Source organism: Micromonospora sp. WMMC264 (assembly GCF_027497275.1).
Taxonomy (GTDB): domain Bacteria; phylum Actinomycetota; class Actinomycetes; order Mycobacteriales; family Micromonosporaceae; genus Micromonospora; species Micromonospora chalcea.
In genome coordinates this window covers 1,150,175-1,166,637 of record NZ_CP114907.1, presented here as the reverse complement: position 1 = coordinate 1,166,637, position 16,463 = coordinate 1,150,175, and the positions used below count along the sequence as shown (strand labels likewise).

Below are 16,463 nucleotides of genomic sequence, written 5' to 3'. Positions count from 1 at the left end.
CCCCGCCCCCGCCGCGTTGATCATGAAGTTGGCGGGGCGAATCCGGGCAAAACACCGGCCTAACCTCATGATCACCGCCTCGGCCCATCGATCTTGGAGTTGTGGCGGCGCGCATAAGCCGCGGTTTTGGGCATCCTGGGCGCCACAAGTCCAAGATCGGCGGGGTCGGCGGGACCGGCGTGACGGCCCCGGGGGTGGGTCAGGGGGTTCGGATGGCGTCGAGGGCCAGCAGGGCCACGTGCAGGGACAGGCACCTGTCGACCGAGTCCAGGTCGGCGTCGAGGATGCGGCCGATCCGGGCCAGCCGCTCGTAGAACGCCGGCCGGGAAAGGTGCGCCGCGGCAGCGCCCGCCGACTTGTTCCGCCCCTGCTCCAGGTACGCGCGCAGCGTGCCGAGCAACTGCTCACGCGGGTGCTGGGCGTCGTACGCGAGCAGTGCCCCGAGTTCGCGCTCGACGAACGTCTGCAGCCGGGGCTCGTCGCGCAGCAGGTGCAGCAGACCGGCCAGCCCGACGTGCGGCAGCCGGTAGCAGGGCAGGTCTCGGGGGTCCCGCCGCGCCGCCTCGGCGATCTGACGCGCCTCGACGAGTGAGCGGCGCGCCTCGCGCAGACTGCCCACGCCCGAACCGGCCGCCACCACGGTACGGGTGGCCGGAGGGCGGGACGGGGCGGCGTCGAGGCGTACCCGGCGCAACGCCGTGGCGAACGCGGCGAGTGCCTTCTCCTCGTCGGCCGCGTCGGGCAGGGCCAGCAGCGCCCCCACCGCATGGTCGTCGACGGCGCTGGTCAGGGCGGTGAGTTTGGCGTCCCGCACGGCCTGGCCGACCGCCTCGGCGAGGTCGCGCAGGCGGGCCGGACCGGCCTCGGGGTCGGCGTCGGCGCCCGGGCCGGCGGCCGGCTCGTCGCCACGGTGCCGGACCACCACGCCGACCAGGTGCCGTCGGTCCAGGACGACGCCCAGCGCCTTGGCGCGCAGCGCCACCTCGTCCACCGGGCGGGAGTGGTCGATGAGCGCGGTCAGCAGCGTACGGTGGATCTGCCGTTCCAGGCCCTCGGCGTCGCGCCGGATCAGCCGCCCCAGGGCCAGCGTGGAGGCGGCCCGCTCGATCAGGATGGTCAGCCGGGTCGGCGGGGTGGACTCGGCGACCGGCCAGCGCAGCAGCAGCCGTCCCCAGTCCTGCCCGCGCGCCCCGACGGTGGTGACGAGCCAGCCGCTGCCCGGGTCGTACGCGGTGCGCCCGGCCGGGCGGATCTGCCGGGAGTGCTGTTCCCAGCCGTCCAGCAGCAGTTCCGCGTTCTCCCCCGCCGGGTCGTACGCGAGCACCTGCCGGGACAGGTTCTCCAGCACCATCGGGCAGCCGGCCAGTTCGGCGGCCTGCCGCAGCACCTCGGCCGGTTCGGCGCCCTCCACCGACAGGTCGGTGAACCGCTGGTGGATCTCCTCGGTGGCGCGCAGCTCGGTGAGCTGGGCGTCCACGATCAGCCCGTGCACCGCCTCGGTGATCCGGACGAACGGGGTGCCCCGGCGCAGCTCGACCAGGGGCAGGCCGCGGCGTTCGGCGGCGGCGGCCATCACCCGGGGCACTCCGGTGAGGTACCGGCGGCCCAGCTCGACCACCAGTCCGGAGGCGCCGACGTCGGCCAGGGTGCCGATGAACTCGCGCAGCCCGGCGTCGTCGGCCGGCAGCCCGATCCCGGTGGTCAGGACCAGTTCCCCGCCGCCGAGCAGGGTGGCGATGTCGGGCACCTCGGCGATGTGCACCCACCGCACCGGCCGGTCCAGCCCGGCGTTCCCGGCGACCAGGCGCGGCGCACCGTGGCGCATCGGCACCAGATCCAGGACCTCACGCACGGTAGGGAACACGGGCGACACGCTACCCTGCGTCACCGTCGTTGCCGAGGGCCGCACCGGCCGGCTCGCCGGGGAGGACGAGCCGGCCGGGCTGCGGGATCAGTCGACGCCGAACTCCATGGCGGCCCGGTCGAGCGCCTCGTCCTCGGCGGTGGGCACGCCCCGGGACGCGATGGCCTCGGCGCCGCCCTGCGGCATGGCGCCGATCAGCCCGGTCGAAGCGGCCTGGGCGGCGCCCACGACCCGCTGCGGGTTCCCGCCGCCGACCATGCCGACGGAGGCGTACTGCTCCAGCTTGGCGCGGGAGTCGGCGATGTCGAGGTTGCGCATGGTGAGCTGGCCGATCCGGTCGGCCGGGCCGAACGCCGAGTCCTGGGTGCGCTCCATCGACAGCTTGTCCGGGTGGTAGCTGAACGCCGGGCCGGTGGTGTCGAGGATCGAGTAGTCCTCGCCCCGGCGCAGCCGCAGCGTGACCTCGCCGGTGACCGCCGTGCCGACCCAGCGCTGCAGCGACTCGCGCAGCATCAGCGCCTGCGGGTCCAGCCAGCGGCCCTCGTACATGAGGCGGCCGAGGCGGCGGCCCTCGTTGTGGTAGTTGGCGAGCGTGTCCTCGTTGTGGATGGCGTTGACGAGCCGCTCGTACGCGGCGTGCAGCAGCGCCATGCCGGGAGCCTCGTAGATGCCCCGGCTCTTGGCCTCGATGATCCGGTTCTCGATCTGGTCGGACATGCCCAGGCCGTGCCGGCCGCCGATGGCGTTGGCCTCCAGCACCAGGTCGACGGCGCTGCCGAACTCCTTGCCGTTGATCGTCACCGGGCGGCCCTGGTCGAAGCCGATGGTGACGTCCTCGGTGGGGATCTCCACGGACGGGTCCCAGAACTTCACGCCCATGATCGGCTCGACCGTCTCGATGCCGGTGTCCAGGTGTTCGAGCGTCTTCGCCTCGTGGGTGGCGCCCCAGATGTTGGCGTCGGTGGAGTACGCCTTCTCGGTGCTGTCCCGGTAGGGCAGGCCGCGCTCCAGCAGCCACTCCGACATCTCGGTGCGGCCGCCCAGCTCGGTGACGAAGTCGGTGTCCAGCCACGGCTTGTAGATCCGCAGCTGCGGGTTGGCCAGCAGGCCGTACCGGTAGAACCGCTCGATGTCGTTGCCCTTGAACGTCGAGCCGTCGCCCCAGATCTGCACGTCGTCGGCGATCATCGCGCGCACCAGCAGCGTGCCGGTCACGGCCCGGCCCAGCGGCGTGGTGTTGAAGTAGGCCCGCCCGCCGGAGCGGATGTGGAAGGCGCCGCAGGTCAGCGCCGCCAGCCCTTCCTCGACCAGGGCGGCGCGGCAGTCGACGAGGCGGGCGACCTCGGCGCCGTAGGTGTGGGCGCGGCCGGGCACCGAGGCGATGTCGGGCTCGTCGTACTGGCCGATGTCGGCGGTGTAGGCGCACGGGATGGCGCCCTTGTCGCGCATCCACGCGACCGCGACCGAGGTGTCGAGGCCGCCGGAGAAGGCGATGCCGACACGTTCGCCGATGGGCAGGGAGGTGAGAACCTTGGACACAAGGAAGATTATGCACGCCGTCGCATGGTCATGCAAGCCGGTCGTCAGAGCGGGTCGTCCCGCCCCAGCTCCCAGAACGCCACCGCCGCCGCGGCGGCCACGTTCAGCGAGTCCACGCCGCGCCGCATCGGGATCACCACCCGCACGTCGCTGGCGGCCTGCGCCGCCGCGGTCAGTCCCGGCCCCTCCGCCCCGAGCAGCAACGCCGCCCGCTCGCGCTGCGCCGGGGTCAGCCGCTGCATCGGTACGGCATCCGGCGCGGGCGTCATCGCGAGCACGGTGAACCCGGCCGCGCGGACCTGGTCCAGCCCCGCGGGCCAGCTGTCGAGCTTCGCGTACGGCACCGCGAACACCTCGCCCATGCTGACCCGTACGCTGCGCCGGTAGAGCGGATCGGCGCAGGTCGGCGACAGCAGCACCGCGTCGACACCGAGCGCTGCGGCGCCCCGGAAGATCGCGCCCAGGTTCGTGTGGTTGTTGACGTCCTCCAGGATCACCACCCGCCGGGCGGCGGCCAGCACCTCGTCGGCCGAGCGCAGCGGCTTGCGGTGGAACGACGCGAGCACGCCCCGGTGCACGTGGAAGCCGGTGGCGCGCTGGAGCACGTCCGGCGTGGCCGCGTACACCGGCGCGTCACCGGTGTCCAGATCGGCGAGCTGGTCCACGCGCTTGGCGTCGACCAGGTACGACCGGGCCGGGTAGCCGGCCCGCAGCGCCCGCCGCAGCACCAGCTCCCCCTCGGCGATGAACAGCCCGTGCGGCGGTTCCCATCGGGTACGCAGCTCCACGTCGGTGAGCGCGCGGTAGTCGGCGATCCGGTCGTCGTCGGGGTCGGTGATCTCGTGGACGGGCACCACGCGATTCTGCCCGGCCCGCCGGGGGCGCCCCGGCACGGGCCGGGTTTCCGCCGCCCCGGGCGGGGAACGGAGCCCGAAGGCCGACGCGACGGAGGGACCACGATGGGCGCGGATCACGACGGCAACCTCCCCCGCGACGCCACAGTCGCCGACTACCTGGTGGCCCGGCTCGCCGAGTGGGGCGTGCATCGCTACTACGGCTACCCGGGCGACGGGATCAACGGCATGACCTCGGCGCTGCAACGCGCCGAGGGACGCGCCCGGTTCATCCAGGTCCGGCACGAGGAGACCGCCGGTTTCGCGGCCGGCGCGCACGTCAAGTACGGCGGCGGCCCGCTCGGCTGCGTGGTGGTGACAAGCGGCCCGGGCGCGATCCACGCGCTCAACGGCCTCTACGACGCCAAGCTCGACCACCAGCCGGTGGTGGCGCTGCTCGGGCACACCGCGCTGCCCGCCGAGGGCGGCGGCTACTACCAGGAGGTGGACCTGCTCTCGCTCTACAAGGACGTGGCGTCGGCCTTCCTGGCCCAGCTCGACGATCCGTCGCAGGCCCGGCACCTGGTGGACCGGGCCTGCCGCACCGCGCTGGCCCGGCGTACCGTGACCGCCCTGGTCCTTCCCTCCGACGTGCAGGACCTGCCGGCGGTGCCGCACCCGCCGCACGCGCACGGCTACTACCACACCAGCGCGGTGCCGAGCAGCGAGCCGACAGTGCCGCCGGAGGCCGACGTGCGCCGCGCGGCCGAGGTGCTGCGCGGCGGCGAGCGGGTGGCGATGCTGGTCGGGCAGGGCGCGCTGGGCGCCGAGGACGAGGTACGCCGGACCGCCGACCGGCTCGGCGCCGGCGTCGCCACCGCGCTGCTCGGCTTCACCGCCGTCGACCACCGCCAGCCCTGGGTGACCGGCGCGATCGGCCTGCTCGGCAGCCGCCCCAGCTGGCAACTCATGCGCGAGTGCGACCGGCTGCTGATCGTCGGCAGCCAGATGCCGTACTCGGAGTTCTACCCGCCGGAGGGGCAGGCCCGGGCGGTGCAGATCGACATCGACGGCAGCCGGATGGGGTTGCGCTACCCGACCGAGGTGAACCTGACCGGCGACGCCGGACCGACGCTGCGCGCACTGCTCAAGGAGCTGGGCCCGGGGCCGGGCCCGACCGCCTGGCGGGCCACCATCGCCGACGCCACCGGCAAGTGGCGGGCCGCGCAACGCGAGGTGGCCGCGCAGCCGGCCGACCCGGTGAACCCGCAGTCGCTGTTCACCTCGCTCGACGACGCGCTGCCGGACGACGCCGTGCTCGCCGTGGACTGCGGCACCGCCACCGCCTGGTACGCCCGGCACGTGCGCGTGCGCCCCGGCATGCTGGCCAGCCTCTCCGGCACGCTGCTGTCCATGGGCGGCGGCATGCCGTACGCGCTGGCGGCGAAGTTCGCCCACCCGGACCGCCCGGTGATCGCGCTGCTCGGCGACGGCGCGATGCAGATGAACGGCGTCAACGAGCTGATCACTGTGGCGAAGTACTGGCGGGAGTGGGCCGACCCCCGGTTCGTGGTGCTCGTGCTCAACAACCGTGACCTCGCGTTCGTCAGCTGGGAGCAGCGGTCCAGCGAGGGCACCCCGATGTTCCCGGACAGCCAGGACCTGCCGGACGTGGCGTACCACAAATGGGCGGAGGTGCTGGGCCTCGGCGGTGAGCTGGTCGACTCCCCCGACCGGGTGGACGGCCTGTGGCAGCGGGTGCTCGACGCGGACCGGCCGGTGGTGGTCAACGCGGTGGTGGACCCGGCCGAGCTGATGTTGCCGCCGCACTTCACCGCCGAGCAGGCCCGCAAGACCGCCGCGGCGGTGCTGCGCGGGGACAGCGACCGGGCCGGCATCGTGCGCCGCGGCGTACCGGCCGCGCTCGCCACGTACCGGCCCCGCCGCCGGGGCCGCTGAGGCGTCAGGCCCGCGCGTAGCGCAGCAGCACCGACCGCCCGTCGAACTGACGCGTCTCGACCAGCCGCAGGTGCTGGCGGGCCAGGTCGGGCAGCACCTGCCGTCCGCCGCCGAGCACCACCGGGTGCACGATCACCTCGTAGGTGTCGACGAGCCCCAGCGCGGCCAGCGCCGTCGCCGCGCCGGTGCCGCCGGTGACCAGCAGGTCGCCGGGGAACCGCTCGCGGACCTCGGCGAACTCCTTCGCCAGGTCGCCGCCGCCGACCACCACGGCGCCGTGGGGAGCCTCGGCGAGCGTGCGGGAGACCACGATCTTCGGGGTACGCCGCCAGATCGGCGCGAACGCCAGGTCGTGCGGGTGGTCGGAGATCGACTCGACCTGCGGCCAGTAGGCGGCCATCATCTCCCACACCCGCCGCCCGTAGACGAAGGCGGAGGCCCGCTCGGCCAGGTCGATCGAGTACGCGGACAGCTCCTCCCCCATCTGCGGCCAGTCGAACTCGCCGTTCGGCCCCTCGATGAAGCCGTCGACGGACGTGTGCACCCCGTAGCTGACAGTGCCCATGATGTGTTCCTCCGCGTTGCGGCGCGTCCCGGTCGGGTGCGCTCGACGGTGGGTCGGAGCCGCCCGGCCGGATCCGACAACCCGGCCCCGACGACTCCCGGCCAGGCTACGGTCCGGCCAGCCGCCGCTCGATCTGATCCGCCGTGGCGGTGGCCCCGATCCGGGCGGCCACCTCGTGGGCGCGTCGCCAGACGTCCCGGGCCGCCTCGGCCCCGGTCAGCCGCTCCACCGCCCGGGCCAGGTCCATCAGGGCCTCCAGCTGCAGCGGCGGGCTGGCCGTCAGGTCGTCGGCCGCCTGTTCGAGCAGGACCCGCGCCCGCGCCGGGTCGCCCGACATCAGGCTGATCCGTCCCTGGGCGTACCGGGCGTAGGCCAGGTAGGCGGCGACCCGCATCTCGCGGGCCTGCTCCAGGGCGGTGTCGGCGTATCCGGCCGCCTCGCCCAGCCGGCCGTGCCCCGCGAGCATCGCGGCGACCTCGCTGAGCAGCGCCACCTCACCGAGCCGGTCACCGTGCCGCCGGACCAGTTCCAGGGCCTCCAGGTACGCCGCCCGGGCCTCGTCCACCGCGCCACGGTGGTCGTGCCAGCGGCCCGACGCGCGCAGTCCGAACGCGAGCGGCCGGGGCGTGCCGGCGGCCCGCAGCAGCGCGACGGCCCGGGCGAGCGTCTCCCCGGCGGCCGGATCGCCTTCCTGGAACTGGAGGACGCCCAGCCGGGCGAGTTTCGGTCCGGCGGCCACCTCGTCGCCGGCCTCCTGGTACAGCTCGATGGAGCGGACCAGGCTGGCGCGTGCCGCCGGACGGTCCCCCAGTCCCTCGTACACCTGGTTCTCGACCCCGGCGATGTCGGCCCGCAGCCAGGGTTGGGCGAGCGGCTCGGCCGCCGCCGCGGCGGCCTGCGCGTGGCCGAGCGCGGCCTCCAGGTCGCTGCGCAGCAGGGCCGCGAACGCCACGCAGAGCCGGAGCCGGGCGATCCCCTCGGGGTGCCGCCGGCGCTCGGCGGCCGCCAGCCCGGTCTCGGTGACCCGGGTCAGCTCGTCCAGCCGGGCGTCGACGAACAGGTAGTAGTCGCAGTGCCAGGCCAGCGCCCAGGAGTAGTCCTCCAGGCCGGGCGTCGCGGCGGCCTGCTCGATGCCGGCGAGCAGGGCGGCCCGTTCGGCGCCGAACCAGCGTTTCGGGTCGCGCAGGTGCTCGCCGGTGGGCGCCGGTGACCTCGGCAGGTCGGCGACGATGACGGCGCCGCCCTCCTGGCTCAGCGCCACGCGGGCCTGCTCGGTCAGCGTCAGCCAGGTGCCGAAGACGCGCCGCAGCACCTCCGGCCGCTCCCGCGGCCCCTCCTCCCGCGCGGCGCGCTCCCGGGCGAACGCGCGGACCAGATCGTGCAGGTGGTAGCGGACCTGGCCCAGTTCGTCCGGTCCGGTCACCTCGACCAGGTTGGCCTCGACGAGACCGGTGACCGCGTTCGCCGCGCCCGCCTCGTCGTCGAGCAGGACGGCGGGCAGCCACGGAGGGGCCCGGTCGAGGTCCAGCACGGCGAACCGGCGCAGGAGCCGGCGGGCCGGCTCGTCCAGCGCCACGTACGCCGAGTGGAACGCCGCCCGTACGCTGCGGTCGGCGCGGGCGAGATGGTCCAGCCGGTGCGAGAGTTCGGCGAGCTGCGCCGCCGCCTGCCGCAGCGACAGCACGCCGGGTATCGCCAGCCGGGCGCCCGCGATCCGCACCGCCAGCGGCAGCAGCCCGCAGTGGTGGACGACGTCCGACGCGGAGCCGGGCTCGGCGGCGACGCGGTCCGGGCCGATGATGCCGGCCAGCAGCCGCAGCGCGTCCGCCTCGGGCAGCGGCTCCAGCCGCAGCTTGTGGGCGCCGTCGACGTCGACGAGCGCGCGCCGGCTCGTGACCAGCACGACGGTGTCCGTACCGGGCAGCAGGGGGCGCACCTGCGCCGCGTCGGCCGCGTTGTCCAGCAGCACCACTCCGGGCCGCTCGGCCATCGCGCCCCGGAACAGCGCGGCGCGTTCCTCCAGGTCCGCGGGGATCTGGGCGCCGGGCACGCCGAGCGCCCGCAGGAACCGCCCGAGCACCTCGACCGGGGGCGCCGGATGGTCGTGCCCGTTCAGGTCGACGTAGAGGTGCGGACCGGGGTACGCCGGGCCGAGCTGGTGGGCGATCCGGACCGCGAGGGTGGTCTTGCCGACGCCGGGCAGGCCGCTGATCGCCGTCACGGCGACCGCCGGCCGCTCCGGAAGCCACTCCAGGACCGCCGCGATCTGTTCCTCCCGGCCGACGAAGTCGGTGAGGCCGGCCGGAAGCATCCGGACCGGCGGGCGCGCGGCCCCGTCCGGCCCGGCGGCACCGTGTTGTGCGGCGGCACCGTGTTGTGCGGCGATTCCGTGTTGTGCGCCGGCGGCCGGGCGCGGTCCGGCGGCGGGCGGGTGGTCCGGCGGCGCGACGGCCGGCCCCGCGTCGGGCGACGACCGGAGGCTGGGGTCGTTGCGCAGGATCAGGTCGCGCAGCCGGATCAGCTGGGCCGTGGGGTCGATGCCGAGCTCCTCGGCCAGGCGGCGGCGCAACTGGTCGAACCGGTCCAGCGCCTCGCCCTGCCGGTCCGCCAGGTAGAGGGCCCGCATGAGTTGACCCACGAGCGACTCCCGCCACGGGTACGCCTCGACCAGCTCGGTGAGCCGGCCGATCACGCTGTCGTACCGGCCGAGGCCCAGCTCCAGGCCGAGGCAGCGCTCGACCACTGTCATCCGCCGTTCGTCGAGACGCTGCGCCGCCGCGGTGAGCGCCGGCGTACGCAGGCCGTCGAGCGCCGGACCGCGCCACATCGCCAGCGCCTCGCGCAGCCCGGACACCGCCTCCCCGGGGGCGCCGCCCCGGTCGAGGAGCCCTTCCGCCCGGCGTACCCGTTCCTCGAAGACGTCCAGGTCGAGTTGCCCCTCGGCGACGGTGAGCAGATATCCGGAGCCGTGGGTGCCGATCACGTCGCCGGGCAGACCGGCGGCGCGCAGCGCCCGTCGCGCCGCCGCGACCCGGTTGCGGACCTGGACGTCCGCGCTCGCCGGCGGATGGCCGCCCCAGGCCGCGTCCATGAGACGGGACACCGGGACGATCCGGTTGGCTTCCAGCAGCAACGCGGCGAGCATGGCCTGACTGCGGGGGCCACCGACGCGGACCGTCCGATCGTCGAGGCACACCTCGACCGGGCCGAGCAGCCGAAACATGACCGCCGGCACCATTCGCTCCCCCCGAAGCGCGCGGACCCGGGCGACCACGTCAAGATCGCCCTCCGGCCCCACCCTAGACGAGTTCGCGCGAGGCCAGGGGGTGACGCGTACCAGCGGTGACCGGGGGGACACACCACTGTGTCCGGTCGTCGTCGGTGGTCAGCCGATCGGGTCCGGCGCGGCGTGCGGCGCTTGACCGGACGTGGCCCGCGCCCGGCGCCGCCGGGAGTGACGGCGGTAGAACGTGACCAGGAACATCGCCTGGAGCGTGCCCTCGACGAGCAGGACGAGCGCGCCGTCCACGGCCGCGAGCAGGCTTCCGCCGGTCGCGCCGGCCAGCACGGCCGAGCCGGCCTGGATCGCGCCGTGCGCGACGATCGGGATTCCGAACAGGACGAAGCTGGACAACGCGACGGCGCTGCCCGCCACCACCGCCAGCGCGTAGATCCGTACCGCGCGCCGCTCGTGCGGCGGCAGGACGGCGGTGGGGTCCCCGGCCGACGGTGTCACCCGGCCGGGAAGCGCCGCGTGCAGACCCCGGCGCAGCAGGTGCCGGGCGTACGCGAAGCCGTCCTGGAACAGGTTGCGGCACCGCAGCAGGTCCAGCAGGACGAAGTAGCAGTCGGTACGCATGTAGACGTGCAGTTGCAGCGCCATCGACATGACGATCACCAGAACGACGGCGGACAGCAGGCCGCCGACCAGCGGATGCGGCCGGGCGTACGCCATCACCAGCAGCGCGGCGCACACCACGGCGAAATCCCAGAGCAGGCCGCTGAGGTAGACGCGGTACCGGTGGCGGCGCGGCACCGACCAGATCGCCGTCACGTCGGTCTCCAGGACCAGATGGTGCAGCCGGGTGGCGAACCGGATCCGGGCCGGCGCGTCCAGCGAACGGGCCGCCACCAGGTGACTGAACTCGTGCAGCACCGCCATCCCGGAGAACAGCACGGTGTTCACGAGCACGGCGAGACCGACGTAGCCGGTCCAGAAGAAGTCCCGGTACGACGGCAGCAGCTCGGGACGGCGTACCACTGTGGCCAGCGTCGCCGCGACCAGCGCGACGTAGGCCACCTTCGCCGCGGGGCCGAACAGCCAGCGCACGTGCCGGGCCCGCAGCCAGGGCAGGTGCTGCCGGTCCTCGCGGCGGGCGCCGCCGGTGGGCCGGCCGTCGACCTCGGCCACCAGGCCCGCCTCCCGCAGCGCGAGCACCAGGTCCACGAGGTCGAGGTCCACGTCGTGGTCGGCGGCGATCCGTTCCTCGGCCACGCCGATCGGCGCTCCGCCGTCGAGCAGCTCGACGGCACGGACGCCGATCGCGGGCAGTTCCACGAACTCGCCGACCTCCGGCCGGCCCACCACCACCGAGTCCGGGTCGTCGTCGGACGGCCGGATCCGCAGCGGGTGGAACCGTACCCGCGTCGCGGCGCCCAGATCCGGCGCCGCCTCGACCCCGGTGGTCGTCATCGCCCGGTCCTCACGCGCCGCGCGGACCGCACGAGGGGCAGTCCGGGTCCCGCGGCACGTCGATGAAGTAGTGGTGGTCCCAGCGCGCGGCGTTCTGGTGGAAGACCCGCCCGGCGACCTGCTGGGGCAGCCCGCCGAGGTGGTAGAGCACCTCCAGCGCGCAGAGGTGACCGGTCACGTTCGCGGTGGCGGCGATCACCGCGTTCGGTCGTTCCCCGCCGCGCAGCGGCGTGCCGTCGGTCTGGATCTCGTGCTTGTCCGGCCGCCGCCGCAGGCAGGTGTAGCACCCGGTGCGGCCCGGGAGGAACGAGCCGACGACCGTCATCGGCCCGGTGTAGAGCGCCATGAACCACGGCGTGCCGGTACGCAGCGCCGCCTCGTTCGTCCAGTCCTGGATCTGGTCGACGGGCCGGTCCGCGCAGAGGACGAAGGCGTCCCGCCCGTTCATCAGCGGCACCAGGTCGTCGGCGGAGCGGACCCGGCACTCCTCCCCGGTGACGTCGACGTGCGAGTTCATCGCCCGCAGCCGGTCCACGGCGACCTTCACCTTCGGCTGGCCGAGGTCGCTCTCGGTGTAGAGCAGCTGGCGGGTCAGGTTCGGCTGGTCGATCACGTCGAAGTCGGCGCAGTGCAGGCCGCCGACGCCGCTGGCGACGAGTCCGGCCGCGACCGCCGTGCCGGTGCCGCCGAGACCGAGTACGGAGACCCGCGCCCGCCCGATACGCGCCTGCACCTCGAAGGGCGAGCTGCGGGGCTGGGTGTCGATCCAGGCGTAGAAGTGCCGGGCCCGGTCGTAGCGCTGCGCGGCCTCCGCGGTGAACCCGTCGGGCAGCGGGGCCGCCGCGTCCTCGACGAAGCCCTGCGCGATGAGCTGGTCCACCACCTCGCGGACGCTGCCCTCGTCGATGCCCGGGTGCGTCTCGGCGAGGTCCGCGCAGACCTCCCACACGTACCGGGTGCCGTCCAGCAATGTCAGGATGCGGGCGATCGTGCCGTCCTCGTCGTCCTGGATCTCCGACGCGACGCCGTACTGCATCAGACCGATGATCAGCCGGTTCCCCGGCAGCGTGTAGGGCTCGTGGACACTCTTGACGCGCGGCTTGAGCATGGGACCGCAACCTCACTAACGCTCGGCGGAAGACGGGAAGCGGCACCCCGGCCGCCGCGGTAGGTGGCGGCGACCGGGGTGCCGGCGCGGATCAGGCGCCGTTGCTCTCGCGGATGACGGTGGTCTCCAGCCGCTCCAGCTTGCGGACCTTCAGCGAGAGCTTCTTCTTGCCGGCCTGCTCGATCGTGGCCTTCTCCATGGACGCCTCCTCGATTCGGGTACGCCTTCCGTGGTGCCGGAAGGCGAGCCCAAGCCTGTCGCCCGGCGTCACCGGTCGATCACAAGTCGATCATCAGCGGCCGTTGATGATCGCCGCCAGCATCCGGGTGTTTGGCCCGACCCGTGATGTTCGCGTTGCTCGGCGTCGACGGCTCCGGCAGGACCACCCAGGCCGAGGCGCTGGCGGAGTGGCTGCGCCGGCGAGGTGTCCGGGCGCGGTACTTCGAGAACGCCGGTGGGAGGCCACTGTGGAACCGGCTGGCCCGGGCACCCGGCCGGGCCGACGGGTTGGCGCTGTTCGGCCGTACCGTCCATCCGGCGCTGGAGGCGACGGTGCGCGCGGCGGCGATGGCCCGGACCGTGGCGGTGGCCCGCCTGACCGGCCGGGTGGCGGTGCTGGACCGGTGGACCTGGTGCCAGGACGTGATCATGGCGGCCCGGGGCTACCCAGGCGGCGGGTGGCCGCGCGCCGGGGGCGGCGTTAAGAAGGGGCCCCTTTACTACCGGAGGCGTTAAGAAGGGGCCCTTCCTTACCCGCGGTCGCGCAGCCAGCGCAGCACGTCGGAGGGCAGCTCGCGGTCCTCGCGCTGCTCGCGGCGGTCCGGCTCGGTCCGCCGGGGCGGCTGCGGACGCTGCGGGTCGCCGACCAGCGCCCGGCTCGGCGCGGTGAAGTCGGCCACCGGCTTGCCGGTGACCGCTGTCCTGATGGTCCGCGCGACCGCGTCGATCACCTTCGCCTGCACGGCGGAGCCGACCAGGTCGGTGACGTCGTCCGGGTTGGCGGCGATGCCGGCCACGGCGACCTGCGGGGTGTACCCGACGAACGTCTCCGTGGCGTTCCGCTCCGAGCTGCCGGTCTTGCCGGCGACCGGGCGGCCGACGATCGAGTCGACGGCGGTGGCGGTGCCGCCGTTGCACTGCCCGAACGCCGACTGCTGGCCAACCGGGCAGCGGGCCGCGTCGGTCGCGGCCCGGGCCACGTCCGGGTCGAGGACCCGCTTGCACTCCGGTTGCCCCACGTCGACGGTCCCGCCGTCGGGCGTGGTCACCGAGACCACCGGCAGCGGCGTGCAGTACGTGCCCTCGGCGGCCACCGTGGCGTACGCGTTCGCCAGGTCGAGCGGGGTGGTGGCGGCCACGCCGAGCGTGAACGCGCCCCAGTCGGCGGCGTGGTCGCGGGCGAACGTGGCGTCGGAGTCGGCCCGGAAGGTGATGCCGAGGCGCTGCGCCATCTCCACCACCTTGTCCTCGCCGACCTGTTCGGCCAGCCAGACGAAGTACGTGTTGACGGAGCGGCCGAAGCCGTCCCACATCATCCGGTAGCCGTCCATCCACTGCGGGTTGGCGTTCGCCGGGCACCAGGTGCCGTCGCAGTTGCCCTCGTCGTCCGAGGCGTACCGGGTGGGCAGCCGGCTCGGGGCGTCGAAGCCGGTGGACAGCGGCTTGCCGGCCTCCAGCGCGGCCAGCATGGTGAACATCTTGAACGTCGAGCCGGCCTGGTAGCCGTCGACGCTGGCGCCGCCGGAGATCAGCGGGTTGACCGTGTTCGGGTGGTTGGCCTGCCCGTCCGGGTTGGCGTCGAGGCTGTAGTGCCGGTTCACCGCCATCGCAAGCACCCGGCCGGTGCCGGGCTCGACCGCGGCGATCGGCAGCGCGCGCTTGTTGCCGTACCCGTAGACCTTGGTGGCCTGCTCCTGCGCGGTCTGCTGGATCTTCGCATCCAGCGTGGTGACGACGCGGTAGCCGCCCCGGCGCAGCGCCTGCTCGCGCTCCTCGGGGGTGGCGCCGAACGCGGGCTGGGTGAGCCACCAGCGGCGCAGGTAGTCGCAGAAGAAGCCCCAGTCGTCGTGCCCCTGGGCGGTGGCGGTGCAGCCGTTGGGCTGGGCGGTCGGGCGCAGCGTGGGCGCCTGCGCCTTCGCCGCCGCGGCCTGCTGGGCGGTGATCGCGCCGGTCTCGGCCATCGCGTCCAGCACGTACGCCCGGCGGGCCAGCGCCTGGTCGAGGTCGCCGTCGATCGGGCTGTACGCCTCCGGCGACTGGACCAGACCGGCCAGCAGCGCCGCCTCGCCCAGCGTCAGGTCGGCCGGGGCCTTGCCGAAGTAGCGCTGGCTGGCGGCGGCGACGCCGTACGCGCCGGAGCCGAAGTACGCGATGTTGAGGTAGCGGTTGAGGATCTCGTCCTTGGACAGCGACTGCTCCAGCGCGTTCGCGTACCGGATCTCCTGGAGCTTGCGCCCGACGGTCTGCTCGGTGGCGGCCTGCCGCTCCGCCGGCGTGCGGTTCGGGTCGGTCTTGAGCACGTTGCGGACGTACTGCATGGTCAGCGTGGAGCCGCCCTGCTCGGTGCCGCCGCCCTTGACGTTCGCCACCAGCGCCCGGGCGATGCCGCGCAGGTCCGCGCCGCCGTGCGAGTAGAACCGCCGGTCCTCGGCCGCGATGATCGCCTGCCGCATCACCGGGGCGATCTCGTCCAGCGACACGTCGGTGCGGTTCACGTCGTAGAACGTGGTGATCAGCGTCTTGCCGTCGTTGGCGTAGAGGTAGGAGCGCTGCGGCTGCGCCGGCGTGCGCAGCGCGTCGGGCAGGTCCGCGTACGCGCCGAGCGCCGCCCGGGCGGCGAACCCGCCGAGCAGTCCGGCGGGAAGCGCGGCGACCGCGAGGACGAGCCCGGCGAGCAGGCCGGCCAGCAGCACGGTGAACAGCCGCGACAGCGGCGACCTGGGTGACGGCATGAAGGCAAGGATTGCCACGAAAGCCGCCTACCGGCCACCTCGCCAGGCAACTGTCAGTTACTTCACGGCGGCCGCCCAGCTGGAGAACCGGTCAACCGGCGCCGAGTGGGCCCTTCGGTGACGCGGGCGGCACCGGAGCGGCGGCGACGCTGGCGGCTGCGGCGTCCCGGACGATCGTCTCGGGCACCAGGCGGCCGCTGCGGTAGCCGATGCCGATGCCGGCGACCAGCACGAAGATCGCGCCGAACGTCTGCAGCGAGCCGATCAGCGCGCCGCCCAGGCCGAGCAGCGGGGCGGCGATCATCAGCATGGTCCCGTCGCCGTAGGAGAACATCCCGGACCGGGCCACCGACCAGCCGGTCAGGAACCAGCCCACGCTGTAGAGCGTGGCGCCGAACAGCACGATGCCGCGCGCGGTCACGCCGAACACCGGCGTCTGCTCGGCCAGCCCGGCGAACGGGAGCATCAGCACCATCCCGCCGATGCTGGCGAGCAGCCCGGCCAGCGCGACACGGCGGCAGCGGGTGGCGGCGAGCAGGCCGGTGAGCGCGAGCAGTGCGAGCAGCCCGAGCCACACCGAGGCGACCCAGCCGACCAGGTAGAGCGGCCGGCCGTCGGCCGGGTACGGGTCGTTGCCCACCCCGCCGCCGCTGGCCATCGCCACCAGGCCGTAGAGCACCGCGTACGCGGGCAGCAGCCAGACCGCCGCGCGGGCGAACCGGCGGATCGACCAGGCCCAGGTCGCGTCGGTGGCGGGCGCGCCGGGGCCGGGCTCGGAGACGAACGGCAGGACCCCGAACCCTCCTCCGGTACGCCGGGAGCCGATCGGCCCGGCGGGGTCGTGCGCGCCGGGGACCGGGGTACGGGAGAACAGCCGGTTCGCCGGGTCCTTCATGCGTCACCTCGTTCGCGCCGCGGGTGGCCCGGGACACGCAACGGCGCTCCGGCCCT

The 16,463-nt window shown here is 74.2% G+C and carries 11 protein-coding genes; 2 read left to right on the top strand and 9 right to left on the bottom strand.

Features of this window, described 5'->3' with window-relative positions:
* Positions 1-199 precede the first annotated feature (199 nt).
* The 3 genes from O7542_RS05500 to O7542_RS05490 form a co-directional block, all read right to left on the bottom strand.
* On the bottom strand, positions 200-1,873 hold the full coding sequence (locus tag O7542_RS05500; RefSeq protein ID WP_064445362.1) for a PucR family transcriptional regulator ligand-binding domain-containing protein: 1,674 nt from the start codon (positions 1,871-1,873) through the stop codon (positions 200-202).
* A 78-nt stretch (positions 1,874-1,951) separates the two neighbouring features.
* Positions 1,952-3,403, bottom strand: coding sequence for an argininosuccinate synthase (gene argG / locus O7542_RS05495; RefSeq protein ID WP_064445361.1), 1,452 nt, complete (start codon positions 3,401-3,403; stop codon positions 1,952-1,954).
* Positions 3,404-3,447: 44 nt separating this feature from the next.
* On the bottom strand, positions 3,448-4,296 hold the full coding sequence (locus O7542_RS05490; protein WP_281605788.1) for an RNA methyltransferase: 849 nt from the start codon (positions 4,294-4,296) through the stop codon (positions 3,448-3,450).
* Positions 4,297-4,362: 66 nt separating this feature from the next.
* Here O7542_RS05490 and O7542_RS05485 point away from each other — a divergent pair, with 66 nt between their 5' ends.
* Positions 4,363-6,195, top strand: a complete 1,833-nt coding sequence (locus O7542_RS05485) for a thiamine pyrophosphate-requiring protein (RefSeq protein ID WP_281605787.1) — start codon at positions 4,363-4,365, stop codon at positions 6,193-6,195.
* A 4-nt stretch (positions 6,196-6,199) separates the two neighbouring features.
* On the opposite strand, the gene O7542_RS05480 is transcribed toward O7542_RS05485, so the two are convergent.
* The 4 genes from O7542_RS05480 to O7542_RS05465 form a co-directional block, all read right to left on the bottom strand.
* Complete coding sequence (locus O7542_RS05480) at positions 6,200-6,760, bottom strand: dihydrofolate reductase family protein (protein ID WP_210873238.1); 561 nt, start codon at positions 6,758-6,760, stop codon at positions 6,200-6,202.
* A gap of 106 nt (positions 6,761-6,866) precedes the next feature.
* Positions 6,867-9,983: a BTAD domain-containing putative transcriptional regulator gene (locus O7542_RS05475; RefSeq protein WP_281605786.1), complete on the bottom strand. Its 3,117-nt coding sequence runs from the start codon at positions 9,981-9,983 to the stop codon at positions 6,867-6,869.
* A gap of 162 nt (positions 9,984-10,145) precedes the next feature.
* Positions 10,146-11,453, bottom strand: a complete 1,308-nt coding sequence (locus tag O7542_RS05470; RefSeq protein ID WP_281605785.1) for a hypothetical protein — start codon at positions 11,451-11,453, stop codon at positions 10,146-10,148.
* 10 nt (positions 11,454-11,463) lie between these two features.
* Positions 11,464-12,561: a TOMM precursor leader peptide-binding protein gene (locus O7542_RS05465; RefSeq protein ID WP_187693800.1), complete on the bottom strand. Its 1,098-nt coding sequence runs from the start codon at positions 12,559-12,561 to the stop codon at positions 11,464-11,466.
* Between the two features lie 330 nt (positions 12,562-12,891).
* Here O7542_RS05465 and O7542_RS05460 point away from each other — a divergent pair, with 330 nt between their 5' ends.
* A complete protein-coding gene (locus O7542_RS05460) occupies positions 12,892-13,296 on the top strand; it encodes a hypothetical protein (RefSeq protein WP_281605784.1) in 405 nt (134 codons plus the stop codon).
* A 14-nt stretch (positions 13,297-13,310) separates the two neighbouring features.
* Here O7542_RS05460 and O7542_RS05455 read toward each other — a convergent pair whose 3' ends face one another.
* Together O7542_RS05455 and O7542_RS05450 are read right to left on the bottom strand one after the other, a co-directional pair.
* The gene (locus tag O7542_RS05455; RefSeq protein WP_247660513.1) at positions 13,311-15,512 is read right to left on the bottom strand and encodes a transglycosylase domain-containing protein; all 2,202 of its coding nucleotides are present in this window, start codon (positions 15,510-15,512) and stop codon (positions 13,311-13,313) included.
* 91 nt (positions 15,513-15,603) lie between these two features.
* Entirely contained in the window at positions 15,604-16,407 is an 804-nt protein-coding gene (locus O7542_RS05450) for a hypothetical protein (RefSeq protein WP_281605783.1), read from the bottom strand.
* Positions 16,408-16,463 lie beyond the last annotated feature (56 nt).

Bases quoted from the DNA above. Each gene is read 5' to 3' on its own strand.
- O7542_RS05485 (WP_281605787.1), top strand. From the start codon at position 4,363: ATGGGCGCGGATCACGACGGCAACCTCCCCCGCGACGCCACAGTCGCC.
- O7542_RS05480 (WP_210873238.1), bottom strand. From the start codon at position 6,760: ATGGGCACTGTCAGCTACGGGGTGCACACGTCCGTCGACGGCTTCATC.
- O7542_RS05475 (WP_281605786.1), bottom strand. From the start codon at position 9,983: ATGTTTCGGCTGCTCGGCCCGGTCGAGGTGTGCCTCGACGATCGGACG.
- O7542_RS05470 (WP_281605785.1), bottom strand. From the start codon at position 11,453: ATGACGACCACCGGGGTCGAGGCGGCGCCGGATCTGGGCGCCGCGACG.
- O7542_RS05465 (WP_187693800.1), bottom strand. From the start codon at position 12,561: ATGCTCAAGCCGCGCGTCAAGAGTGTCCACGAGCCCTACACGCTGCCG.
- O7542_RS05455 (WP_247660513.1), bottom strand. From the start codon at position 15,512: ATGCCGTCACCCAGGTCGCCGCTGTCGCGGCTGTTCACCGTGCTGCTG.
- O7542_RS05450 (WP_281605783.1), bottom strand. From the start codon at position 16,407: ATGAAGGACCCGGCGAACCGGCTGTTCTCCCGTACCCCGGTCCCCGGC.